General features: G+C 68.8%; 21 protein-coding genes. 12 read left to right on the forward strand and 9 right to left on the reverse strand.

The annotated features are described in order from the left end of the window. Positions 1-57: 57 nt before the first annotated feature. The gene (locus AOZ06_RS48130) at positions 58-369 is read right to left on the reverse strand and encodes a WhiB family transcriptional regulator (RefSeq protein WP_185845981.1); all 312 of its coding nucleotides are present in this window, start codon (positions 367-369) and stop codon (positions 58-60) included. 244 nt (positions 370-613) lie between these two features. Between AOZ06_RS48130 and AOZ06_RS48135 the strand changes: the two genes are divergently transcribed. After that, positions 614-1,369, forward strand: coding sequence for a site-2 protease family protein (locus AOZ06_RS48135; protein ID WP_054295492.1), 756 nt, complete (start codon positions 614-616; stop codon positions 1,367-1,369). Here the strand turns inward: AOZ06_RS48135 and AOZ06_RS48140 are convergent. Beyond that, entirely contained in the window at positions 1,295-2,176 is an 882-nt protein-coding gene (locus tag AOZ06_RS48140; protein WP_063810593.1) for a helix-turn-helix transcriptional regulator, read from the reverse strand. The genes AOZ06_RS48135 and AOZ06_RS48140 overlap by 75 nt on opposite strands. Positions 2,177-2,278: 102 nt before the next feature. On the opposite strand from AOZ06_RS48140, the gene AOZ06_RS48145 reads away from it, so the two are divergent. The 4 genes from AOZ06_RS48145 (at position 2,279) to AOZ06_RS48160 (ending at position 6,088) form a co-directional block, all read left to right on the forward strand. Further along, positions 2,279-3,025 carry an SDR family oxidoreductase gene (locus tag AOZ06_RS48145; protein WP_054297461.1) on the forward strand — a complete coding sequence of 249 codons (747 nt, stop codon included), beginning with the start codon at positions 2,279-2,281 and terminating at the stop codon, positions 3,023-3,025. Between the two features lie 69 nt (positions 3,026-3,094). Next, on the forward strand, positions 3,095-4,081 hold the full coding sequence (gene cofD / locus AOZ06_RS48150; RefSeq protein WP_054295494.1) for a 2-phospho-L-lactate transferase: 987 nt from the start codon (positions 3,095-3,097) through the stop codon (positions 4,079-4,081). Beyond that, complete coding sequence (locus AOZ06_RS48155) at positions 4,078-5,415, forward strand: coenzyme F420-0:L-glutamate ligase (protein ID WP_054295495.1); 1,338 nt, start codon at positions 4,078-4,080, stop codon at positions 5,413-5,415. Before cofD ends, AOZ06_RS48155 begins: the two co-directional genes overlap by 4 nt. 109 nt (positions 5,416-5,524) lie before the next feature. Beyond that, complete coding sequence (locus AOZ06_RS48160; protein ID WP_054295496.1) at positions 5,525-6,088, forward strand: NUDIX hydrolase; 564 nt, start codon at positions 5,525-5,527, stop codon at positions 6,086-6,088. Here the strand turns inward: AOZ06_RS48160 and AOZ06_RS48165 are convergent. Next, positions 6,033-6,929 carry a DNA-3-methyladenine glycosylase family protein gene (locus AOZ06_RS48165; RefSeq protein ID WP_054295497.1) on the reverse strand — a complete coding sequence of 299 codons (897 nt, stop codon included), beginning with the start codon at positions 6,927-6,929 and terminating at the stop codon, positions 6,033-6,035. The genes AOZ06_RS48160 and AOZ06_RS48165 overlap by 56 nt on opposite strands. Before the next feature lie 57 nt (positions 6,930-6,986). On the opposite strand from AOZ06_RS48165, the gene AOZ06_RS48170 reads away from it, so the two are divergent. Then, positions 6,987-8,081: a mannose-1-phosphate guanylyltransferase gene (locus tag AOZ06_RS48170; RefSeq protein WP_054295498.1), complete on the forward strand. Its 1,095-nt coding sequence runs from the start codon at positions 6,987-6,989 to the stop codon at positions 8,079-8,081. Positions 8,082-8,197: 116 nt separating this feature from the next. After that, the gene (locus AOZ06_RS48175; RefSeq protein ID WP_063810246.1) at positions 8,198-8,614 is read left to right on the forward strand and encodes a hypothetical protein; all 417 of its coding nucleotides are present in this window, start codon (positions 8,198-8,200) and stop codon (positions 8,612-8,614) included. Between the two features lie 1,883 nt (positions 8,615-10,497). On the opposite strand, the gene AOZ06_RS48180 is transcribed toward AOZ06_RS48175, so the two are convergent. The 3 genes from AOZ06_RS48180 to AOZ06_RS48190 form a co-directional block, all read right to left on the reverse strand. Next, positions 10,498-11,358 (reverse strand): glycosyltransferase family 2 protein, encoded by an 861-nt coding sequence (locus AOZ06_RS48180; protein ID WP_054297462.1) that lies wholly within the window; start codon positions 11,356-11,358, stop codon positions 10,498-10,500. A gap of 14 nt (positions 11,359-11,372) precedes the next feature. Next, the gene (locus tag AOZ06_RS48185; RefSeq protein ID WP_054295500.1) at positions 11,373-12,503 is read right to left on the reverse strand and encodes a glycosyltransferase family 4 protein; all 1,131 of its coding nucleotides are present in this window, start codon (positions 12,501-12,503) and stop codon (positions 11,373-11,375) included. A 71-nt stretch (positions 12,504-12,574) separates the two neighbouring features. Next, entirely contained in the window at positions 12,575-13,717 is a 1,143-nt protein-coding gene (locus AOZ06_RS48190; RefSeq protein ID WP_054295501.1) for a glycosyltransferase family 4 protein, read from the reverse strand. Between the two features lie 11 nt (positions 13,718-13,728). Between AOZ06_RS48190 and AOZ06_RS48195 the strand changes: the two genes are divergently transcribed. After that, positions 13,729-14,601, forward strand: a complete 873-nt coding sequence (locus AOZ06_RS48195; RefSeq protein WP_083472425.1) for a glycosyltransferase family 2 protein — start codon at positions 13,729-13,731, stop codon at positions 14,599-14,601. Between the two features lie 43 nt (positions 14,602-14,644). Here the strand turns inward: AOZ06_RS48195 and AOZ06_RS48200 are convergent, their stop codons facing one another. Continuing rightward, on the reverse strand, positions 14,645-15,238 hold the full coding sequence (locus AOZ06_RS48200) for a DUF7850 domain-containing protein (RefSeq protein WP_054295502.1): 594 nt from the start codon (positions 15,236-15,238) through the stop codon (positions 14,645-14,647). A gap of 79 nt (positions 15,239-15,317) precedes the next feature. Between AOZ06_RS48200 and AOZ06_RS48205 the strand changes: the two genes are divergently transcribed. The 3 genes from AOZ06_RS48205 to AOZ06_RS48215 all read left to right on the forward strand — a co-directional run bounded on the left by AOZ06_RS48205 (position 15,318) and on the right by AOZ06_RS48215 (position 19,546). After that, positions 15,318-17,807: a glycosyltransferase gene (locus tag AOZ06_RS48205; protein WP_236951974.1), complete on the forward strand. Its 2,490-nt coding sequence runs from the start codon at positions 15,318-15,320 to the stop codon at positions 17,805-17,807. 6 nt (positions 17,808-17,813) lie between these two features. Further along, the gene (locus AOZ06_RS48210) at positions 17,814-18,896 is read left to right on the forward strand and encodes a glycosyltransferase family 4 protein (protein WP_083472426.1); all 1,083 of its coding nucleotides are present in this window, start codon (positions 17,814-17,816) and stop codon (positions 18,894-18,896) included. Between the two features lie 221 nt (positions 18,897-19,117). Beyond that, positions 19,118-19,546: a hypothetical protein gene (locus AOZ06_RS48215; RefSeq protein WP_157233647.1), complete on the forward strand. Its 429-nt coding sequence runs from the start codon at positions 19,118-19,120 to the stop codon at positions 19,544-19,546. Between the two features lie 13 nt (positions 19,547-19,559). Here the strand turns inward: AOZ06_RS48215 and rfbD are convergent, their stop codons facing one another. Next, positions 19,560-20,465 (reverse strand): dTDP-4-dehydrorhamnose reductase, encoded by a 906-nt coding sequence (rfbD, locus tag AOZ06_RS48220; RefSeq protein ID WP_054297464.1) that lies wholly within the window; start codon positions 20,463-20,465, stop codon positions 19,560-19,562. Beyond that, on the reverse strand, positions 20,462-21,457 hold the full coding sequence (rfbB, locus tag AOZ06_RS48225; RefSeq protein ID WP_054295505.1) for a dTDP-glucose 4,6-dehydratase: 996 nt from the start codon (positions 21,455-21,457) through the stop codon (positions 20,462-20,464). Before rfbB ends, rfbD begins: the two co-directional genes overlap by 4 nt. Before the next feature lie 214 nt (positions 21,458-21,671). Between rfbB and AOZ06_RS48230 the strand changes: the two genes are divergently transcribed. Then, positions 21,672-23,168, forward strand: coding sequence for an LCP family protein (locus AOZ06_RS48230; RefSeq protein WP_236951975.1), 1,497 nt, complete (start codon positions 21,672-21,674; stop codon positions 23,166-23,168). Positions 23,169-23,192 lie beyond the last annotated feature (24 nt).

Raw genomic sequence — 23,192 nt, forward strand, 5'->3', positions numbered from 1 at the left:
ACTCGCGAGTAGACACCGTACGGACATCCGCCGCGAACCCAGCCCCCGAATCGCGGGCTAGATCGCGCGTTTCTTCAGCTTGCGGCGCTCCCGCTCGGACAGGCCGCCCCAGATGCCGAAGCGCTCGTCGTGCCCGAGCGCGTACTCGAGGCACTCGGAACGCACCTCGCAGCCCTGGCAGATCCGCTTGGCCTCTCTGGTCGAGCCGCCCTTCTCCGGGAAGAACGCCTCAGGATCGGTCTGGGCGCACAGCGCGCGCTCCTGCCACTCCTGCTCGTCCTCCGCCGCGTCGAAGAGATGTACAAGGACGCCCAGATCCTCAGTCGGCGCGTCCCCCCATTCCACGACTCGGTCCCCTTCGTCAGCCATCATGATCCGTCCACCTCCCCGCCTTCCACTCCCCGGTTGGCGGATGCCACCGCCCTCCCATTCGGCGAATGACATCTCTGTGATTACACCCGTGTAGTCCCGGCCGGTCAAGCGAAGTACCCACGTGGGTGACGGTATTTGCCGAGGAAAGTCCGGTTCTTTGCCCGATCGGGTGAAGAGGCCCGACACGCATCCGACAGGAGGCCGATCACCGCCGGAGGCCGGCTCTTGCCACACTGGAGTCGTGCGGACACAACACACTCGGCCCAGCCCGCTGTTCCTCGCGTTGCTCGCGGTGACCATCGGCGGCGGCGTGCTGACCATTCTCGAAAGTGAGTTCGCCTACACCACCGGTGTGGTGATCCTGGTTCTCGGTGGGTGGGCGGTCTCACTCTGCCTGCACGAGTTCGGCCACGCCATTGTGGCCTACCGCGGCGGAGACCGCGAGGTGGCGTGGAAGGGCTACCTGACGCTCGACATCCGGCGCTACACCGACCCGCTGCTGAGCATCGTGCTGCCGCTGATCTTCCTGCTGATCGGCGGGATCCCGTTGCCGGGCGGCGCGGTCTGGATCAACCACCACGCGTTGCGCAACAAGCGCGTGGAGTCGTGGGTGTCGCTGGCCGGTCCGCTGTCCAACCTCGCGCTCGGCGTTCTGCTGATCCTGTCCGTGCAGCTGTTCATGCCCGGCGAGCTCACGCCGCTGTCGGCCGGACTGTCCTTTTTGGCCTTCCTGCAGATCTTCGCGTTCCTGCTGAACATCCTGCCGATCCCCGGCCTGGACGGGTGGGGCGCGATCCAGCCGTACCTGTCGTACAAGACCCAGGTCTTCGGGCACAAGGCGGCGCAGTGGGCGCCGCTGATCCTGTTCGCGGCCCTGATCGGCCTGCCCGGCGTCGGCTCCGCGTTCTACGAGGTGATCCTGTCAATCTTCGAGGCGGTCGGCGGATCCGGTTACGCCGCCGCGCTCGGGCGCCACACGTTCATGTTCTGGCTGTGACCAACTGGCCAGCAACGACAGCTTCTCCGCGGTCGGCGAGCCCGGCTCGGCCACGTACGTGACGAGCACCATGTCAGTGGCCTGGCCGGGCAGCGGGAAGCTCTCGTAGAACAGGTCGAGCTCGCCGGCGATGGGGTGGTTCATCCGCTTGGCGCCCGCGGTCTTCTCCTTGACGTCGTGCTTTGCCCACAGATCGCGGAATTCCTGGCTGTGCAGCGACAGCTCGCCGATCAGGGTGGCCAGGCCGGGCGCGCCGGGATCGCGCGTGGCCATCCAGCGCAGGACGGCGACGGTGTCCTCGGCGACGCATGCCCATTGTGGATAGAAATCCCGCGCGCCGGGGTCGAGGAACACCGTCCGGCACAGGTTGGGGCGGTCGGTGGCGGAGTACCCGCTGATGGCGTCGCCGAGCCGGTTCCACGCCAGCACATCGAGCGTCGGCCCGAAGACGAACGCGGGCATCCGGTCCATCTGGTCGAGCATCATCCGCACGGCCGGCCGGACTCGGGCCCCGCGCGGCGACGGGCGCGCGCGCCGCGCGGGGCGCACAAGGATACGCAGGTGCTCGCGCTCGGTTTCGTTCAGGGACAACGCGTTCGCGATGGCGTCCAGCACCGGTTCGGACACGTTCGGGCTGCGTCCCTGTTCAAGCCGGGTGTAGTACTCGACGCTGACGCCCGCCAGCCGCGCGAGTTCGTCGCGCCGCAGCCCGGGGACCCGCCGCCGTCCCGCCCGCGGCAACCCGACTTCCTCCGGCGTGATCCGCGCCCTGCGGGTCCTGAGGAACTCACCCAGCTCATTGCTCACGTCCACCAGTGTGCAACGGCACGGGCGAACAAGGGTGGCCCTGACAGAACCAGTCGAACGCGGGCCTCGTACGCGGCCGTGACCGGCGGCAGCGTTGTCGCCATGACATACGAGAACCTGGCAGGGCGTACCGCGGTGGTCACCGGCGCGGCGAGCGGAATCGGTGCGGCAGTCGCGACGGCACTGGCGGACAACGGCGCCCGCGTCGCGCTCCTGGCCCGCCGCAGTGACCGGATCGAAGAGCTCGCGGCCACACTGAACGCCAACGGCGGACAAGCGATCGCCGTGACGGCTGACGTGACCTCGGACGCATCGGTCACCGGCGCGGCCGAGCGGATCCACTCGGTGTTCGACCGCGTGGACCTGGTCGTGAACAACGCCGGTGTGATGATCCCCGAGCCGATCGACACGGCGTCGACCGGCAACTGGCAACGGATGATCGACACGAACGTGACGGGCGTGCTGCGGGTCCTGCGGGCCTTCACGCCGGACCTGACCGCCGACGGGCACGCGGATCTGGTGAACATCTCGTCGATCGGCGCGCACGAGTACTTCAAGGACTACGCGGTCTACGGCGCCACGAAGGCGGCGGTGACCTACCTGTCGAGGTCGCTGCGCGCCGAACTCGGCCCGGCCGGGGTCCGCGTGACGAACATCGAGCCCGGCCTCGTGCGGAGCGAACTGCGGGACGACATCACCGGCGACGCGGCGGCGTTCCTGGACGACTGGATCGCCGAGGCGGGCATCCTGGCCGCCGAGGACCTCGCTGACGTGGTCGCCTACGTCACCAGCCGTCCCGCGCACGTGAACCTGCGCCAGCTCGTCGCGCTGCCGGCCACGCAGTTCTGAACCCCCGGGAAGGCCCTGCCGAGCAGGGCCTTCAGCACGCCACCGGCGGTCCGTGCAAGGATCGATTCCGTGAAGGTCGTCGTTGTTGTTGGTGGGGTCGGCGGGGCCCGTTTCCTGCTGGGCGTCAAGGCGCTGCTCGGACTGCCCGCGGTGGGTCCCGGTGAGTCCCCGCACGAGATCACCGCTGTGGTGAACACCGGTGACGATGTGTGGATGCACGGGCTGCGGATCTGCCCTGACCTCGATACGTGCATGTACACCCTTGGCGGCGGGATCGACACCGAGCGGGGGTGGGGGCAGAAGGGCGAGACGTGGGTGGTCAAGGAGCAGCTCGCCGCGTACGGCGCCGACCCCGACTGGTTCGGGCTCGGTGACAAGGACATCGCCACCCACCTGGTCCGGACGCGGATGCTGCGTGCCGGGTATCCGCTCTCCGCGGTCACGGAGGCGTTGTGCGACCGGTGGAAGCCCGGTGTGCGGCTGCTGCCGATGACCGACGACCGGGTGGAGACCCACGTCGTGGTCGACACACCGGAAGACGAGCGCAAAGCCGTCCACTTCCAGGAGTGGTGGGTGCGCTACCAGGCGAAACTGCCCGCGCACTCGATCGTCCCCGTCGGTGCCGACGAAGCCGAGCCCGCGCCGGGCGTGCTCGACGCGATCGGCGAGGCGGATGTCGTCCTGTTCGCCCCGTCCAACCCCGTCGTCAGCGTCGGCACGGTGCTGGCGGTCCCGGGTCTGCGGGACGCGCTGCGCAAGACCGACGGCATGGTGGTCGGGATCTCGCCGATCATCGGCGGGAAGCCGTTGCGGGGCATGGCGGACGCCTGCCTGAGCGCGATCGGTGTCGAGACCAGCTCGCAGGCTGTCGGCCGGTACTACGGCTCGCGCCAGTGCTCCGACGACGGCGTGCTCGACGCGTGGCTGGTGCACACCGGCGAGGCCGCTGACGTGCCCGGGGTGGCCGTCCGCGCGGTTCCGTTGCTGATGTCGGATGTGGACGCCACCGCCGAGATGGTCCGTGCCGCACTGGAGATGGCGGGGCTCGAAGCATGAGCGACCACGCGAGCGCCGGGAACATCACGGTGATGGGCGTGACCGGGCTGCCGGAGTTCCGTCCGGGTGACGACCTGGCCGGTGCCGTCGCCGACGCCGCTCCCTGGCTGGAGAACGGCGACATCGTCGTCGTGACGAGCAAGATCGTGTCCAAAGTCGAGGGTCGGCTGGTCGCGGTGACCGGCGACGCCGATGCCCGGGACGCCGAGCGCCGGCGGCTGGTCGAAGCCGAGGCCGTGCGCGTCATCGCCCGCAAGAACCGGACCCTGATCACCGAGAACAAGCTGGGCATCGTGCAGGCCGCGTCCGGCATCGACGCGTCCAATGTGGCCGGTGACGAACTCGCCCTGCTGCCCGCGGACCCGGACGCGTCGGCGGCCGCGTTGCGCGCCGGGCTGCGGGACCGGCTCGGCGTCGACGTCGCGGTCCTGATCACGGACACCATGGGCCGCGCGTGGCGGGTGGGCCAGACCGATGCCGCGATCGGCTCGTCCGGTCTGCGCGTGCTGCACAAGTACGCGGGACAGATCGACCGCCAGGGCAACGAGCTCGTGGTCACCGAGGTCGCCGTCGCCGACGAGCTCGCGGGCGCGGCGGACCTGGTGAAGGGCAAAACCGGTGGGATGCCGGTCGCGGTCGTGCGCGGCTTCGCGGTCACCGACGACGGCTCGACCGCCCGTGACCTGATCCGGCCGACCGGCGAGGACCTCTTCCGGCTCGGCACGGAGGAAGCGCTGGCCCAGGGCCGCTCCGAGGCCGTGCTGGTGCGCCGCTCGATCCGGTTCTACACCGACGAGCCGATCCCCGAGGACGCGATCCGCAAGGCTGTCGGCGTCGCGCTGACCGCGCCGGCGCCGCACCACACGAAGCCCGTGCGGTTCGTGCACGTCAAGGAGCGCCGCAAGGAGCTCCTCGACGCGATGCGCGCCCAGTGGCGTGCCGACCTCGCGGCGGACGGCTGGTCGCGTGAGCGGATCGACCGCCGCGTCAAACGCGGCGATCTGCTGTACGGAGCAAAGGAAATCGTCCTGCCTTTCCTGGTTCGCGAAGGTGCGCACACGTACCCGGACCCGCAGCGGGCCGAAGCCGAACGGACGATGTTCACCATCGCCGGTGGCGCGGCCGTGCAGGGCCTGCTGGTCGCGCTGGCGGCCGAGGGCATCGGGTCGTGCTGGGTCTCGTCGACCATCTTCTGCGCGCCTGTCGTACGCGAAGTCCTCGGTCTGCCCGACGAGTGGGAACCGCTCGGCGCGGTCGCGGTCGGCTACCCGGCCGACGGTCCGCTCGCGCCCCGCCCGCCCCGCGAGCCGGGCGACGCCTTCACGCAGGCCTGAAGCCCGCTGACAGGTCCAACAGGAACGGATTGCCACGCTCGGCCGCGAGGTGGATCGGTCCCCAGCACCCACGACAGGCACGCGGTCACGTGAATTAAGGTTCCCGGCTGTGGGTGTACACGCCGATGCGATGACCGTGCTGGGCAACTGGAAGCCGAACGACCCCCACCAGGAGTCGTTGCGGCAGGCATACCTGGGTTTCCTCGCGGCGCGGGAGGATTCCTGCGACCGCTCGTGCGCCGCCGGGCACATCACGGCATCCGCCGTGGTCCTCGACGGTGACAAGGTCCTGCTGACGCTGCATCCCCGTGTGGGCAAGTGGTTGCAGCTCGGCGGGCACTGCGAGCCGGAGGACGGGACGCTGGCCGGTGCCGCGCTGCGGGAGGCGACCGAGGAGTCCGGGATCGACGGTCTGACGATCGACCCGACCCCGATCCACCTCGAAGTCCACCCGATCACGTGCTCGCTCGGGGTGCCGACGCGGCACTTCGACGTGCGCTTCGCCGTCCACGCCCCAGCGGGCGCGCGGGCGGTGCGCAGCGACGAGTCCGACGACCTGCGCTGGTGGCCGGTCAGCGAGGTGCCCAACGCCGAGCTGATGCCGATGATCGACGTGGCTACATCGCGCGGTAGTCACGCGGCGAGAAACGGGGACCGCGCCGGGGCTTCGTGATCCCGGTGGCTTCGATGTAGCGCACGGCGCGTTGCCGTTGCGGCGCATACGGCGCGAGCACCTCGTACATGCCCGCGTCGTCCAAGGGCTTGCCCACCAAGGCATATCCGACGTTGCCGGGAATGTGGTAGTCGCCGAAGCTGACCGCGTCCGGGTCTCCCCACGCGCGTTGCGCCACCTCCGCGGCCGTCCACACACCGATCCCCGGCACCTTGCGCAGCAGCGCACGGCCCTCGGCGCCCTTGAGCTCGGCTGCCTTCTCCAGGCGCCCGGCGACCTGCGCCGCCGCGATCAGCGCGCGGCGCCGTGCACCGTCCACACCGGCCTTGTGCCACTCCCAGTCGGTGATCGACATCAGGGCCTTCGGCGTCGGCGGGACGCGCAGCGGCATCGGCCCCGGCGCGACCACCCCGAACCGGAGGCACAACTCGCGAAACGACCGGAACGCTTCCCTGCCGGTGACCTTCTGCTCCAGGATCGACGGCACGAGCAGGTCCCAGACACGGCCAGTGCTGCCCAGCCGGAGGCCCGGCATCCTGCGGCGCGCCTCGGCCACGATGTCGTGGTGCGCCTGGAAGTCCGACGGATCGTCGGCCACACCCAGCAACGCGGGCAGGCCGTCCAGCAACCACTCGGCGCCCTCTCCCCACGCCTCGGCGTGCACCTCGCCGCCGACTCGGCGGACAGCCAACGTGCCCGGGCCACACGGCGTGTTCGTGGCACGGAACACCGCGCCACCCGGCGTCCGCCCGTACGTGGGGTCACCGCCGCCGCGCTGGAGCGGGCGCAGGATGGACCCCAGGTCGAGCTCGTACCCGGGCCGCCAGACACGGACCGACATGGCGTCACCATACGGTGCGTGCATTCGGCGTATTGGCGCGACGTTAAGGTTCACTGCGTGGACCTCCATGTGGTTGTGCCCGCGGGTGGCAGTGGGACCAGGTTGTGGCCGCTTTCCCGGGCGACGAACCCCAAGTTCCTGCATCCGCTGACCGGCACCGAGCGCTCACTGCTGCAGGCGACCTTCGACCGGCTGGCACCGTTGGCCTCCGCCGAACGCGTGCACGTCGTCACCGGCACCGCGCACGCGACAGCCGTGGCGAGGCAGCTGCCGGAGGTCCCGGAGCGCAACATCCTCATCGAGCCGCTGGCGCGTGACTCGTGCGCGGCCATCGCGCTGGCCGCCGCCGTGATCGAGCAACGCAGCCCCGGCGCGGTGATGGCGTCGTTCGCCGCCGACCACCTGATCAAGGACACCGAGGCGTTCGGGCGGACGGTCGAAGAGGCAGTCCGCGGCGCCGCCGAGGGCAAGCTGATGACCATCGGCATCACCCCGACACGGCCGGAAACCGGCTACGGGTACCTCCAGTGCAGCGAGACCGCAGAGCTGGGCGTGCAGCAGCAGGTGCTGGAGTTCAAGGAGAAGCCGGACCTCGCGACCGCGACCGAGTACGTCGAATCCGGCCGGTACCTGTGGAACGCGAGCATGTTCGTCTGGCGGACCGACCTGTTCCTGCGTGAACTCGCCCAGCGCAGACCGGACGTGTTCGAGCCGGTCAGCGAGATCGCGCGAGCATGGGACACCGACGACCGCGTGTCCGTGGTCGAGGCGCTGTGGGCCACCATCCCCAAGGTGGCGGTCGAGTACGCCGTGATGGAACCCGCGGCAGCGGACGGGCTCGTCGCGACCGTGCCAGGCGACTTCGGCTGGAGCGACATCGGCGACTTCGAGACACTCGGCGAGCTCCTGTCCGACACGAGAGACGGCGCCCACGTGGTCAGCACCCCGGCCGCGGGCGAGGTCGTCACCGTCGACAGTGCCGGTGTGATCGCGGTCCCGGCAGGCGGACGCCTGGTCGCGACCCTCGGCGTACAAGACCTGATCGTCGTGGACACACCCGACGCGGTACTGGTGTGCGACCGCAGCCGGGCACAGGACATCAAACGCCTCACCGAGATCCTGCGTGACACAGGCCGCACCGAATACGTCTAAGATCAACATACGGATTTCAGTTCTTCCCTGACGCCACCCTTGACTAGGGATACTCTGATGGCACAGGGACAGCCGGTGGGAGTGCCGGCTCGAGGCAACGCGGGAGAGGCCGGAGCATGGATCCCCGGGAGCGAGCCGATGCCGCTCTGGCCCGCGCCCGCGCGCGCGGTGCCTTCGTGGTGACGCCAGAAGACGCGATCTCACCGATGGACGCGGCGAACACGCTGCAGATCCCACGGGTGGTCGTGTCGTCACTGGACGACAAGCACCACGACAGCGAAGCCACAATGGTGGTAGGTCATCCGCTGGCAGACCCGCAGCCGACGCAACGACAGCCGTCGCCGCGACGTCCGCAGCCATTCCCAGCGAGCCAGGGTCAGATCCAGACCCCGCCGCACGGCGTGCCGGTGCAAGCACCACCGGTGGCCGAACCGGAACCGCAGCCGGAGCCCAAGCCGGAAGGCATGGTTCCGACGTTGAAGAAGCCGAGCCCACGTCCGTCACTGTCACAACGGCTGGACGGCACGCTTTAGCCCACCGCTCGCACTGGGTCGCTCGCACTGGGTCGCGCTACGCGGCCTTCGTAGCGTTCGGTGCAACCAAGACGCCTTCGTGGCTGGGCGCGGCTAAGGCGCTCTTCGTCGCATCCCGCACAACCACGGCAGCCCTCACGTTCGGCGCGACCGACGGCCCTCGCCGAACCCGGCACAACCAAGGCAGCCTCTGCTCGCTCAGCACGGCCGAGGCGCTCTTCGTAGTGTTCGCACGACAAAGGCGGCTTTCGTAGCCTTCGGCGCAACCACGGCGGCCTTCTGTCGCACCCGGCGCAAGGGCTACTACACCTTCGACGTGGCCGACTGGCACTTCGTCGCGTAGAACTCCAGCATCAGACGCGCGTCGGGCTCAACGCGGATCGCGTGGCGGACAAGCGGACGTGGACGTTCAAGATCCGGTCGGGTGTGAAGTGGTCTGACGAAGGACATGGCCGCCAGCACCAAGCTGTGCACCGCCGCCTACTGGCACCACCCGCGTTTCAGCTGCGGCGACCACGGCGACAGACACGGCGGCCTTTGTGGCATTCGGCACGACCACGGTGGCCTTCAGCGTTCAGCACGACCACCGTGGCCTTCAGCGTTCAGTACGACCAAAGCGGCTTGTGGCGTTCGGTGTGCCCCAGGCGGACCTCGTGTGCCGGGTGCGCCAAGGCGCCTTTGTGGCGTGGGAGCAACCCTGGTCTCTGGGCACCTTGATGTTTGTTTAGCGCTCGCCGGAACCTCGGGAGGCCCAAGCGCTCTGAACCCACGAGTGGCTCAGCGCAGCACACGATGTGCCTGCATCCAGCACATGGTCCTCCTGAATACAGAACTCAGGTTCCCTGAACACAGAGCTCAATACATCTCTAACGCCACGTCGAACTTCCCCCACACCTGACCCACTCACCTGCATACAGAACTCAGCCTTCCTGAATACAGAACTGAGCGCACGCCTAGACCGGGCCGGACTTCCCTCACCTCCACCCTCTGCACTTAACACAGCTGAATACAGAGTTCAAAGCCCTGGATGCAGACGTCGGCAGGTCGGGAAACGTGGGTGGCTGGACTGGGGTGAGCCCACGAGCTGGGTGAGCCCCCGGCCAGCGTGAGCGGCCAGACAGGGGTGAGCCCACGAGCTGGATGAGCCCCAAGCCGCGTGAGCCCCCGGCCAGCGTGAGCGGCCAGACAGGGGTGAGCCCACGAGCTGGATGAGCCCCAAGCCGCGTGAGCCCCCGGCCAGCGTGAGCGGCCAGACAGGGGTGAGCCCACGAGCTGGATGAGCCCCAAGCCGCGTGAGCCCCCGGCCAGCGTGAGCCTTAAGGCCGGGTGAGCCAACTCGGGCTGCGTGAGCCCGGGCTGCGTAACTCTCGAGCCACGCGACTCTCCAGGCTGGGTCAGCCGCTCGGGCTGTGTGCGCCCCCGGGCTGCGACTCAGCTGAATACAGAACTCAGGCTTCCTGAATACAGAATTAAGTGCATGGCTATGTGAGGCCGGACTTCCCTCACCTCCACCCCTGCACTCAACTCAGCTGAATACAGAGTTCAAAGTTCTGGATGTAGGCGTCGCCAGGCTGGGAAACATGGCTGGCTGGACTGGGATGAGCCCACGAGCCGGTTGAGCCCAGCCTGCGTAAGCCCCCGGCCTGGGTGAGCCCCAAGCTGCGTGGGCCCTCAGGCTGGGTGGGCCGCTCGCGCTGCGTGAGTCCCAGGCTGCGTGAGTCCCGGGGCCGCGTGCACCCTGGGACCGCGTGCACCTCGGGGCCGCGGCACCTCGGGCCGCGGGAGCCCTCAGGCTGGGTGGGCCACTCGGGCTGGGCGAACCCCGGACTGCGCGAACCCCCGAGCTGGGTGAGTCCACAGGCCGGGGAGCTCTCGGGCTTGGGTCAGGGCTTGGTTTCGAGCTTGAGGCGGAGCTTCAGTCCGGCTTTGATCGCCGCGAGCACCGGCTTCCACTCGGGCCCCTGGTGCCTGTCGGCGAGATACCGGTAAGCGCTGGCGTGATGCGCGGCGAGCATTTTCGCCGAAGCCTTGGACGTGGAGTGCCCGCCGATGTGGGTGACTTCGGCTGCGGGCACGTACACGTTCTGCCAGCCGGCCTTGCCGAGCCGGTCGCCGAGGTCGACGTCTTCGAAGTACATGAAGTAGCGCGGGTCGAAGCCGTCGACGGAGTCGAACGCTTCCCGGCGAAGCAGCTGGCACGACCCGGACAGCCAACCGGCTGTGCGTTCGCGGACCTCGGTGTCGGACTGCCGGTACGCCTTGGTCCACGGGTTGTCGCGCCACACGCGCCCGACGATCGCGTGGCCCACGCCTTTGCCCAGTGACGGCAGCAGCCGTGCGGACGGGTAGACCTCGCCGTTGGTTTCCCTGATCAGGGGGCCGAATGCGCCGCCGCGTGGCCATCGGGACGCGGCCTTGAGCAGTTCGTCGATTGAGCCGGGGGCCCATTCGATGTCGGGGTTGGCCACGATGACCCAGCCGTATTCGTCGCCGAATTCGGCCACGCCGCGGTTGGCCGCTGTGCCGTACCCGAGGTTCTCGCCGGTGTTCAGCAGGCGGACGCCGTCGCGTTGTGCGGCTTTTTCCGGTGCGCCGTCGGTTGAGCCGTTGTCGGCCATGACCACGTGCGTCGGCCGTTCGGTCGCCGTGGCCAGGGTGTCGAGGAAACGCTCGATCGTCTCGCCGGGTGAGTAGGTGACGGTGACCACCGCCAGCTCGTCGCCATAACGTTTCGGTTCGGTCACGGCCGTGGATTCTGTCACAGTCCCCGGCGGTGGATGGCCATCGCCCGGCCGTAGACGGTTCGGTGCTGCGCGGCGGACTGGACCCACGAGAATTCCTTCGACCGCCGTTGCGCCGCTGAGGACAGGGTGGCCCGCCGGGCTGGGTCGTCGAGGAGTTCGGTCAACGCCGCCCCGATGTCTCCGGCGCCGACGCCGCAGTACGCGACCGCGTCGCCGCCGACCTCGGGCAGGGACAGCCTGCTCGTGGTCAGCACGCACGCACCGCAGGCCATCGCCTCGAGCACGGGCAGGCCGAATCCTTCGCCGAGGCTCGGGTACGCGACCAGTTCCGCGCCGCCGAGGAATCCGGACAGTTGCGCGAACGGCAGGTAACCCGCGCGGATCACGCGCAGCCGGTGCGGCAACGCGTCCAGTGCGCGTTCGACTTGACCGTCCCAGCCTGGTTGGCCTGCGAGGACAAGCGCTGGTGGGTTGGCGCGGCCTTCGCACGCTTTGGCGAAGCCGCGGATCAGGGCGGGGACGTTCTTGCGTGGCTCCAGCGCGCCGAGGAACGCCACGTATGGCATGCGTGGCAGGCCGATGCTGGCTCGTGCGGCTTCGATCTCTTCGGGGGTTGGCTGGTGGAAGCGGTCCACGTCCACGCCGTGGTGTACGACTTCCATCGAGCGTGGGTTGGCGCGTGCGACCCTGACCAGCTCGGCTGCGGTGGCGTCGCTGGGGACTACGCAGAGCGTGGCGCGGTTGAGGGCGACGCGGGTCCATCCGCGGAAGAACCGTGCCTTGACCGAGGAGTGCAGCACCGCGTCGGTGAAGAAGGTGGCGTCGTGCAGGGTGACGACTGAGGCCGCCGAGTTGGCCAGTGGTGTCGTGTAGTGCGGCGAGTGCAGTACGTGTGCGCCCAGCCGCCGGACCAGGCCGGGCAGTGTCGTCTGCTCCCACGCCAGCCGCGCCGTCCTGGTCTCGATCGATTCGCTCGTGGTCACGATCCGCGAGTTCGGGGCGAGCTTCGAGTACAGCTCCGCGTCCCGCAGCTGGCAGACCACCGAGATCCGTGCGCCGTCGGCGTCCAATGCGGACACCAGCGAGTCGACGTAGCGACCGACTCCGCCGCGGTCGGCTGGCACGGCCGTGGCGTCGATCAACACGGAGGGTTCTGGACTGGCCACGCAAGCAGACTACGTCCCCGCCGGTGGCGGCATGGGCGGAACCGGCCAAGTCACATTGGCCTGGCGGGCACAGCGTCGGCGTCACGGAGTTCGACGTGTAGTCGCCACAGGGACTCGGCGGCTTTGTCCCAGGTGAAGTCGGCTGCGCGGGCCTTCGCCGCACGTACGCGCATGGCCGTCTGGCCGGGGGAGGCGATCACGCTGTGCAGTGCGGCTGCCAGGGCGACCGGGTCGTTGCGCCTGGCCAGGACTCCTGTGCCGGCCGCGACTTCGACCAGTGCGGGGGCGTCGGAGTGCACGACGGGTATGCCGGCGGCCATCGCTTCGAGCAGGGGCAGTCCGAATCCTTCGGCCATGCTCGGCGCGGCCAGTACGGACGCGCGGTGCAGCACGACCGCGAGTTCGCTGTCGGTCAGTTTGCCGAGTACGCGCAGCCGGTCCGGCCGCAACCCGCTCTCCGCGGCGATTCCGGCCAAGTTCATGCCGCCCCAGCCGGGTGGCCCGGCGATCACCAGCGGCAGGTCGGGCGCTGCGGGCCGGGCCATGGCTTCCACCAGGACGTCGAGGCCTTTGCGCGGCTCGATCGTGCCGACCGCGAGCACGTAGCGTTCCGGCAGCCGCAGGTGTTCGACGGTGCGCTCGGCGGTGTCCGGCGCGGGTGGACGCGTGAGCACGTCCGGTACGCCGTGCCCGATGACGTGCACGCGTGCGGGGCCTGGCGCGTACTTGGCCAGTTCGGCGGCGACGGCCTCGGTCGGGACGACGATGGCAGAAGCTTGCCGGGTCGCGCGCTTGATCATGGCCTGGTGCCAGGCGGCGCCGCGGCGGGTGAGCGTCTCGGGGTGCGTGAACGGGACGGTGTCGTGGATGGTCACGACGAGGCTGCGGCCACGGCGTGGGGCGGGCGGCGCGAACGGCGTGGGCGCGTGGACGGCGTCGCCGCCGGGCCATAACCGCACCCCGCGTTCCCAGGCCAACGTCAACGCTCGGCGCGGCAACGGCATCATCCGGGGTCCGTCGACGCCGGGGATCGTCGCGGCGGCGGGGTCGCGGTGCTTGGCCGTGGCACCGACGAGGGTCCAGCCCGGCGGGACGTGTTTGACCATGGCGTGCAGCAGTTCGCTGGTGTAGCGGCCGGTTCCGCCGGGGACGGGGGCGAGCAGCTGTTCGGTCAGCACGACCAGTTCGGGCACCACGTCAGCCTATGGGGTCGCGAGTATGGTTGCTGGCCGTGCGGACAACCGTGGTGGTCGTGACCTGGCGCGGTCGTGCGCACATCGAGTCGTGCCTGGACGCGCTGGCCAAGCAGGATCGTCCACATCGGATTCTGGTGGTGGACAACGCCTCGGATGACGGCTCGGGTGAGCTGGCTCGTGCGCACCCCGTCGGGGCCGAAGTGCTCCGGCTGCCACGCAACACCGGTTACGCGGGCGGGATCCAGGCCGCGTTGGATGTGTGCGGCACGCCGTACATGGCGTGGTTGAACGACGACGCCATGCCTGTTCCCGGCTGGCTCGGCGCGCTGGAGGACGTGCTCGACGCGGACTCTGCGGTCGCGGCGGCCAGCGCGAAGCTGCTCACGAGCACGGGTGAGGTGCAGTCTGTCGGCGTCGGGTTGACGCGTGACGGCCACGGCATCGACCTGATCGACGGCCCGGTCTTCGGTTTCTGTGGCGGTGCGGCGCTGACCCGTGTCGACGCCCTGCGCGCGATCGGTGGCCTGCCGGTGGAGTTCTTCTGCTACTACGAGGACACGGACACTTCGTGGCGACTGCGCCGCGCGGGCTGGCGGATCGTGTCGGTCCCGGCGGCTGAGGTCGTCCACTTGCACGGCGCCACGGCCAATCCCGGCTCAGTCGACTTCCACCGGTGGAACGAGCGCAACCGTCTGCTGACGCTGTTGCGCAACGCCCCGCTGCGGGTCGCTGCCCGTGAGCTGGCCAGGTTCGCCGTGATCACGGCGTTGATCCCGGTGAAGCGGGTTGTCCCGGACGCCGCGAACTTCCGCGTGGGCCTGCGGCTGCGGGTGCTCGGCGAGGTGCTCCTCGGTCTCCCCCGAGCCCTCCGTCGCCGCTGAAAACCTCGTGAGTGTTTTGGCCGGTTCTAACCGGCCAAAACACTCACGAGCGGGAGTTGGGTGGGGCGACGGTCAGGTGGACGCAGTCCCACTTGAGCCAGTTCGCGTTCGTCGCGGCGAAGAACCTGATCATCGTGGTGGCCGGGGGCGCGGTTGCCGGGCCCAGATCGAACCGGCCGAGCTTCTTGTCCGTGTCGATGTCGTGGTCGGCTTGAACGGACCGTTCGGCGACCTGCGTGCCGTCCTTGTCGTAGAAGCGCAGCCCGATCGGCTGGTTCTGCGAGATGTCGTGCGTACCCGCCCACACGACCAGGTGGTACGTCCCTTGTGGGATGACTGTCGGGATTGTCTCGTATGCCGTGCTCGCCCGGCCTGCCGGGGTGGCGATCGCGGCACTGAGTTCGCCGCCTGCCGGGGTGGATTTGTCCACGAACAACCGGGGTTGTTCGGCCGCGGGCGTTCCCGGCGGCACGGACCAGGTCGGTTCGAACGTGTAACCAGCGGGTTGACCGTTGGCGGCGACTTCTTCCACGCTCGGGTTCGGCGCGAATCCGCCCGCGCAGGTCGGCTGCTCGTCGGCGGCGGCCGGACCGGGCGGGACTACCAGCAGTACGGCTGTGATCACGCGGGCCAACACCGCCGCAGGCTAACCACTGCGCGGCCGTCGCGCACGATGAGGCAGTCTTAAGGGGTACGTGAGAGCTCCTGGAGGTGTCGTGCCCGACGACTCGCTGCTACCGATCGTGTCGGTGGTCGTGGTCAACTACCGCGGCGCGGAAGACACGATCACGTGCCTGCGCTCGCTGGCTGACGACCTGGCGTACCCGGCCGACCGGGTCCAGGTGATCTGCGTCGACAACGCGTCCGGGGACGGCAGCGTCGAGCGGATCAAGGCGAACGCCCCCGGCGTGAAAGTGGTCGAGTCGAAGGCCAACATCGGTTTCGCGGGTGGCTGCAACCTGGGCGTTCAGCACGCCGACGGCAGCGTGGTCGCGTTCCTCAACAACGACGCCCGGCCGCACGCGGACTGGGTCGGCGCCGCGGTCGACGTGCTGATGGCCGAGCCGACGGTGGCTGCTGTGGCCAGCAAGGTGCTCGACTGGGACGGCAAGCGGATCGACTTCGTCGAAGGCGGGCTGACCTGGTTCGGCATGGGCTACAAGACCCATCAGGGTGAACTGGACGACGGCCGCTTCGACACGGCCCGTGACGTCCTGTTCGGGACGGGTTCGGCGCTGTTCGTCCGCGCGGCGGCGTTCAAGCGGCTCGGCGGGTTCGACGAGCGGTTCTTCATGTTCTACGAGGACGTGGACCTGGGCTGGCGGCTGAACCTGCGCGGCTGGCGGGTGCGTTACGAGCCGAAGTCGGTCGCGTACCACAAGCACCACCGGTCGATGTCCACGTTGGACAACTCGCGTGAGACGTACCTGCTGGAGCGCAACGCGCTGGCGGCGTTGTACAAGAACGTCTCGGACGAGGCGCTCGGCAAGGTGCTGCCCGCCGCGCTCGCGCTGTCGATCCGCCGGGCGACCGCGCGCGGCAACATCGACCCGACGCAGCTGGAGATCACCAACCGGCCCGCGACCGGCCCGGACCTGACCGGTCCGATCGAGATCCCGCGTGTCTCGGCCGCCGCGATGCTCGCGATCGACCGGTTCGTCGAGATGATGCCGTCGCTCAAGGAGTCACGCGCGGTCGAGCAGGCCGCCAGGGTGCGCACGGACGCCGACCTGCTGCCGTTGATGCACGACGCGCTCGAACCCGCCTGCCCCGAGCAGGCCTACCTGGAGGCGCACCAGAACCTGGTCGCGACCATGGGCCTGGACGAGCTGTACACGCTGCGCCGCAACGTCCTCATCGTCACGTCCGACGCGATCACCGAGCGGATGGCCGGGCCCGCGATCCGGGCGTGGAACATGGCCGACGTGCTCGGCGGTGAGCACGACGTCCGGCTGATCACGATGAACGCGCATTCCAGCCCGCCGACGGCGCCGTTCGACGTGCGCCACGAGGCGCCGTCCGACATGGGCGTGCACGTCGACTGGGCGGACGTCGTCATCCTGCAGGGGCATGTGCTGGAGCAGGTTCCGCAGCTGAAAACGAGCAGCAAGATCGTGGTATGTGATATTTACGATCCGATGCACCTCGAACAGCTGGAGCAAGGCAGGGACCTGACCGACGCGCGCCGTGCGCACGTGGTCGAGGTGGTCACCGAGGTGCTGAGCAACCAGTTGCTGCGCGGGGACTTCTTCCTGTGCGCGTCCGAGCGGCAGCGGCACTTCTGGCTCGGGCACCTTGGCGCGATCGGCCGCCTGTCGCCCACGCTGTACGACAGCGACCCGTCGGTGCGCTCGCTGCTCGCGGTGGCACCGTTCGGCCTGTCGGCGAAGCCGCCGCAGCGCACCGGGCCGGGCGCACGGGAGGAGATCGCCTCGATCAGCCAGGACGACAAGCTGGTGATCTGGGCGGGCGGGATCTACAACTGGTTCGACCCGCTGACGCTGCTGCACGCGATCGACCGCGTGCGCGGCGCGCACCCGGACGTGAAACTGCTGTTCCTTGGCATGAAGCACCCGAACCCGGACGTCGGCGAGATGGACATGGCCACCCGGACGCGTGCGCTGGCCGCGCGGCTCGCCCTGGGCGACAACGTGATCTTCAACGAGACGTGGGTCCCGTTCGAGGAACGGCAGAACTGGCTGCTGGACGCCGACTGCGGCGTGACCACGCACTACGAGCACGTCGAGACCACGTTCGCGTTCCGCACCCGCGTCCTGGACTACCTGTGGTCGGGTCTGCCGATCGTCACCACGACCGGTGACTCGTTCGCCGACCTGATCGAGCGGGAGAAGCTCGGCGTGGTCGTGCCGGCCGAGGATCCGCGGGTGCTGGCGGAGGCGTTGGAAAAAGTCCTGTACGACAAGGAGTTCGCGCAGTCCTGCCGGGAACGCATCGAGGTCGTCCGGGAGCGGTTCACGTGGGAGACGGCGTTGGCGCCGCTGGTGGAGTTCTGCCGCGACCCGCGCCCGGCCGCGGACCGGCTGCCCGGCGCGGGGCCGATGGTCGGCACGAAACCGCTCAACGCGGTTGCCGCGGTCCGGAGGGACGTGGCACTGATGAAGGAATATCTGAACGCGGGCGGGCCGCGTGAGCTCGCCAGGCGGGCCGGGGGCCGACTCCGGCGGGTGTTGGGACAAGGGAGGTAGCGCACGTTGGCAAAGGGCAGGTTGCGAGTGTTGTTGGACGGGACCCCGCTGTTGGGGGCCCGGACCGGAGTGGGCAGGTACACCTCTGCCCTGGCTGAGGAACTCGCCTCCATGCCCGAAGTCGATATGCGCGCTGTCGCCTTCACGTTGAGAGGCTGGCGTCAGCTGCGCCGCGTGCTACCGCACGGCGCGCGTGCGCGCGGTATGCCCGTCTCGGCGCGCTTGTTGCGCAAGTGCTGGCTGCGTGCGCCGTTGCCGCCGATCGAGGTGTTCGCCGGGTTCACGGATGTCGTGCACGGGACGAATTTCGTCCTGCCGCCGTCGCTGCGGGCGGCGGGCGTGGTGACCATCCACGACCTCGCGTTCCTGGACGCACCGGACGAGTTGCCGCCGAGCGACCGTGAACTGCCCGAGTTGGTGAAGCGGTCCGCGAACAGGGCAGCGATGGTGTGCACGCCGACCCAGGCCGTCGCCGACGTGGTGATGGAACGGCTTCGCGTGCCGGAGGACCGGATCGCGGTGACCCCGCTCGGCGTGGATCCGGCATGGTTCGCCGCCCGGCCGCCGGGTGACCACGTGCGCAAACGCCTTGGCCTGCCTGAGGAATACCTGCTGTTCGTGGGTGCGGCGGGGCCACGCAAGCGCCTCGACTGGCTGTTGAAAGCCCACGACGCGGCGCCCGATCTGCCTCCGCTCGTACTCGCCGGGCCTGGTCATACGGCCGTGTCGGATCGGGTGCGGCCGGTCGGTTACTTGTCCGACGTCGACCTGCGCAACGTGGTGGCCGGCGCTTCGGCGCTTGTGCTGCCGTCCCGTGACGAGGGCTTCGGGTTGCCTGTGCTGGAAGCCATGGCGTGTGACGTGCCGGTGATCTGCTCGGACGTGCCCGCTTTGCGTGAGGTCGCGGGTGGGCACGCGACGCTCGTGCCGTTCGGTGACCTGGAGGCTTTGCGGGTGGCGTTGAACGCGGCGTTGCAGGAGCCGCCGAGTCCCGCAACGCTGACCGCCCGCCGCACGCACGCGGCGGAGTTCACCTGGCGGCGTTGTGCGGAGACGACGATCGCCGCTTATCGCCGCGCGATGTGGTGATCACTGCGCCTTGATGACGGCCAGCAGGCCGGTGAGGTCGACGACCAGCGCCGGGCCATCGGGAGACGGAGGCGTGCGCCGATGATCCTGTCTCTGGGCCTGGGTGGTTGCCGCTTGTTCGGCATCGCATTCCTTCCCACCTCTGAAAGGTCAAGCGGTACGAAGGAAGAAAGTCCACCGTCCTAATCGGATGCGAGAACCGGTCACCGACGGGAGACCACATGGATACCAAATCCTTGAGTGAGATGACCGCCCGTGAGTTGTCGAAGCGGTGGCCGAACATCAGACCGTGGCTGCGCGTGAACCCGGAGACCGAAACGATCAACGACGAGTACCACCAATGGTTCTTCGCCAAGAGCTTCGCGCAGCCGCCGCGCCCGGAGCTCGCGGCGGCGTACGACGAGTGGGCGGACTTCTACGAGTTCCAACTCGAACAACGCGCGGACGAATTGGCGCGTGACGAGCACAAACGCGGCCTGGTCGAGGATTGGACCGAGGAAATGACGTACACCGCACGCCGGTGTGCGGCGGAGGCGCGTGGCGAGGACCCAGGGGATTGGGTTCCGCAACGGCAACGGCGGCCGGACCTGTACGCGGCGAAGGAGGCCAGGGTGGCGAACATCTTCGCCACCCTGGACGCGCATCCCTGACCGCCCGGCGGGATCAACCCCGAGCGGAAGTGGCGAACCCCGGGAAAGCCTCGCTCAACGCCGCACGCCAAGGCCGCAACGGAGTCAGCCCCGCCTCAGCCCAAGCAGCCGGAGACAACACCGAGTTGGCCGGACGCTTGGCAGGACGGGGAAACTCCGCCGTTGTACAGGGCTTCACGCGCTCAGGGTCCGTACCGAGCTCCTCGAAGATCGCCCGAGCGAACCCGTACCACGTGGTCTCGCCGCCACCGGTGCAGTGCAGCACGCGCGACCTCGGACCACCACCAGCAACGACCAACCCGGCGAGCTCGAGCAAACCTGTTGCCAGGTCAGCACTCCACGTCGGCGAGCCACGCTGATCATCCACAACGGACAGTGAGTCCCGCTCGCCAGCCAGCCGGAGGATCGATTTCACGAAGTTCGCGCTGCCCGAAGCACCGTAAACCCAGGACGTGCGCACAACCCAAGCCTCGGCACCGGAACGCAGCACCGAGGACTCACCGGCCAGCTTCGTGATGCCGTAGACGGACTGCGGGCTGACGGCATCGTCCACTTCGTACGGTTCGGCCTTGTCGCCCGAGAACACGTAGTCGGTCGACACCTGGATCAACGGGACCTGGCGGGACGCGCACACCGCCGCGAGCAGACGCGGCCCGTCGGCGTTCACCGAATACGCGGCGTCGCGGTCGGTTTCCGCAGCGTCGACCGCTGTGTACGCCGCCGCGTTGATCACCACCGGCGACAGGTCGCCCGCGGCTGCCAGCAAGGCGTCGATCGCGCGGACCACGTCACCGGCCTGGGTCACGTCCAGGTCGCGGGAGCCCGGGTGGTGTACCACCGAACCTTCCGGCGCCTGGGCTACCAGGTCGTGGCCGAGTTGCCCGTTCCCGCCAGGGATCAGCAGTGCAAGCGCTGTCATCGCGCCGAGGCCAGCGCCGCGCGCTTCTTCAACGGCTCCCACCACGCCCGGTTGTCGCGGTACCACTCCACCGTTGCCCGCAGGCCTTCGTCGAACGGCACCTGCGGCTGGTAGCCGAGTTCCGTGCTGATCTTGGTGATGTCCACCGAGTAGCGGCGGTCGTGGCCCTTGCGATCCGCCACCGGCCGCACCATCGAGAAGTCCACTCCCACCGCGTCCAGCAGGCGCTCGGTCAGCTCGCGGTTGGTCAGCTCCGTCCCGCCGCCGATGTTGTAGACCTCGCCCGCCCTGCCGTTCGCCGCCACCAGCTGGATCCCCCGGCAGTGGTCGTCCACGTGCAACCAGTCGCGGACATTCAGGCCGTCGCCGTAAAGCGGCACTTTGTGGCCGTCCAGCAGATTCGAGACGAACAGCGGGATGACTTTCTCAGGGAACTGGTACGGCCCGTAATTGTTCGAACACCGGGTGATGCACACCGGCAGCCCGTACGTCCGGTGGAAGGAGCGCGCGATCAGATCCGACGAGGCTTTCGACGCCGAGTAAGGCGAATTCGGCAACAGAGGGTGATCCTCCGGCCACGAACCCTCGTCGATCGAGCCGTACACCTCGTCGGTCGAAACGTGCACGAACTTGCCAACCGACGCGTCCAGCGCCGCCTGGAGCAGGTACTGCGTGCCCAGCACGTTGGTCAGCACGAAGTCGGCGGCCGACTCGATGGACCGGTCCACGTGCGACTCGGCGGCGAAGTGCACGACCAGACCGGTGCCCTTCATCAGCCCGCTGACCAGGGCGGCGTCACAGATGTCGCCGCGCACGAACTCCAGCCGCGGCGAGTCGGCGACCGGGTCGAGATTCGCCTGGTTGCCCGCGTAGGTCAGCTTGTCGAGCACCACCACCTCGGCGTCGGCGAGCTCGGGATACGCGCCGCCGAGAACCTGCCGGACGTAGTGCGAGCCGATGAAGCCGGCACCCCCCGTGACCAGTACCCGCATTCGCCCGCCTCCAAAGAACGTGATGTCGGCCGCAAGTCTGTCACGTCCACTCAACCACTCACCCCCTCAAGGCGTATTAGAGGTACGGCCGAGGCGCAGCGGGAGATATCGGTTTACCAGTAATGTAGGTCCGACGGGGATTCGAACACGGGAGGGACACTTGGGGAGCGGCGCGCGCGTGGCGCTGTATCTGTCCCGGTGCACGGTGGCACTGGTGTCTGTCGCTGTGCTCAGCGCGTCCGGGATCGTATACGCCAAGTTCAACGACGTTAACGACGGCGTGGTCACCACCGACGTGATCGAGGCCGAGGTGCAGAAGGCGGGCGTGAAGCCGCTGGACGGCGCCGTGGACATCCTCCTCGTCGGCATGGACAGCCGGACGGACAACTTCGACAACCCGTTGCCCAAGGAAGTCATGCAGATGCTGCACGGCGGCATCAGCGACGGCGAGCGCAACACCGACACCATGATCCTCGTGCACATCCCGGTGGACGGCCGCCGCGCGGTGGCCATCTCGTTCCCGCGCGACGCGTGGGTCGAGCTGTCCGGCGGGTTCGGCAAGCACAAGCTCAACTCGGCGTTCGTGTACCAGTTCAACAACACGATGAAGGCGCAGGCGAACGTGCCGCGCAGGCAGGCCGAGGACGAGGCCAAGAAGCAGGGCCGCAAGAACCTGATCGCGACGATCGAGTCGCTGATCGGCAAGGCGGTCACCATCGACCGGTACGCCGAGGTCAACCTGCTCAGCTTCTACGAGATCACCAAGGCCATCGGCGGCGTCGAGGTCTGCCTGAACAACCCGGTCGACGAGACGAAGTACTCCGGTGCCCAGTTCCCCGCTGGCAAGCAGACCATCGAGGGCAAGGCCGCGCTGTCGTTCGTCCGGCAGCGCCACGAGCTGCCCAACGGCGACCTCGACCGGATCGTGCGCCAGCAGGTGTTCATCGGCGCGTTGGCCCACAAGGTGCTGTCCACCGGTGTGCTGACCGACTTCTCGAAGCTGAACGCGCTGGTCGACGCGATCAAGAAGTCCGTCGTGCTCAGCTCGGGCTGGGACGTCACCACGTTCGCCCAGCAGATGCAGGGCCTGTCCAGCGGCGCGATCGACTTCCACACCATCCCCACCCTCGGCCCGGCCAAGATCGGCGGCGCCGACGTGATCAAGGTCGACCCCAAGCAGGTCAACGAGTTCGTGCTCGGGCTGACCAAGGACGAGCGCAAGGACGAGCGGAAAACCCCGGCGCCGTCGTCGGACAAGCCACCGGCGACGTCGACATCGGCCCCGCCTGCCGCGGACACCAAGGTCACCGTCGATGTACGCAACGCGTCAAGTGAGAAAGGCCTTGCCGCCACCGTGCAGAACATCCTTGTCGGGAAGGGTTTCCTGGCGGGCACGGTCAGCAACGCGACCCGCCAGCGCACGTCCGCGCTGTTCTTCCACCCGGGCGAAGAGGGCCACGCCAACCGCGTCAGCACGGAACTCGGCGGCCAGTTCACGCTGACCCCGGACGCGACGCTGAAAGCCGGACAGGTCCGGGCCGTGCTCGGCGACGACTTCCCGGTGGCGCTCGGCCGGAGCCTCGCGGGCCAGACCGGCCAGCCGCCCGCGGCACAGGGCAGCGGGGTGACGCCGTCCACCCAGATTGGTTCCGCCACGCCGTCGTCCAACGCGCCCACGATCAACGCCGATGGGGTGACCTGCGTCAATTAGTCGGCGTGCCTCGTTACCCTCATA

The sequence above is a fragment of the Kibdelosporangium phytohabitans genome, assembly GCF_001302585.1.
Taxonomy (GTDB): Bacteria; Actinomycetota; Actinomycetes; order Mycobacteriales; family Pseudonocardiaceae; genus Kibdelosporangium; species Kibdelosporangium phytohabitans.

Excerpts from the sequence above, each read along its gene's own strand:
- AOZ06_RS48130 (WP_185845981.1), bottom strand. The coding sequence starts at position 369 with ATGGCTGACGAAGGGGACCGAGTCGTGGAATGGGGGGACGCGCCGACT.
- AOZ06_RS48165 (WP_054295497.1), bottom strand. The coding sequence starts at position 6,929 with ATGTCGGTCCGTGTCTGGCGGCCCGGGTACGAGCTCGACCTGGGGTCC.
- AOZ06_RS48175 (WP_063810246.1), top strand. The coding sequence starts at position 8,198 with ATGGATCCCCGGGAGCGAGCCGATGCCGCTCTGGCCCGCGCCCGCGCG.
- AOZ06_RS48145 (WP_054297461.1), top strand. The coding sequence starts at position 2,279 with ATGACATACGAGAACCTGGCAGGGCGTACCGCGGTGGTCACCGGCGCG.
- rfbB (WP_054295505.1), bottom strand. The coding sequence starts at position 21,457 with ATGCGGGTACTGGTCACGGGGGGTGCCGGCTTCATCGGCTCGCACTAC.
- AOZ06_RS48195 (WP_083472425.1), top strand. The coding sequence starts at position 13,729 with ATGGGGTCGCGAGTATGGTTGCTGGCCGTGCGGACAACCGTGGTGGTC.
- AOZ06_RS48155 (WP_054295495.1), top strand. The coding sequence starts at position 4,078 with ATGAGCGACCACGCGAGCGCCGGGAACATCACGGTGATGGGCGTGACC.
- AOZ06_RS48215 (WP_157233647.1), top strand. The coding sequence starts at position 19,118 with ATGGATACCAAATCCTTGAGTGAGATGACCGCCCGTGAGTTGTCGAAG.
- rfbD (WP_054297464.1), bottom strand. The coding sequence starts at position 20,465 with ATGACAGCGCTTGCACTGCTGATCCCTGGCGGGAACGGGCAACTCGGC.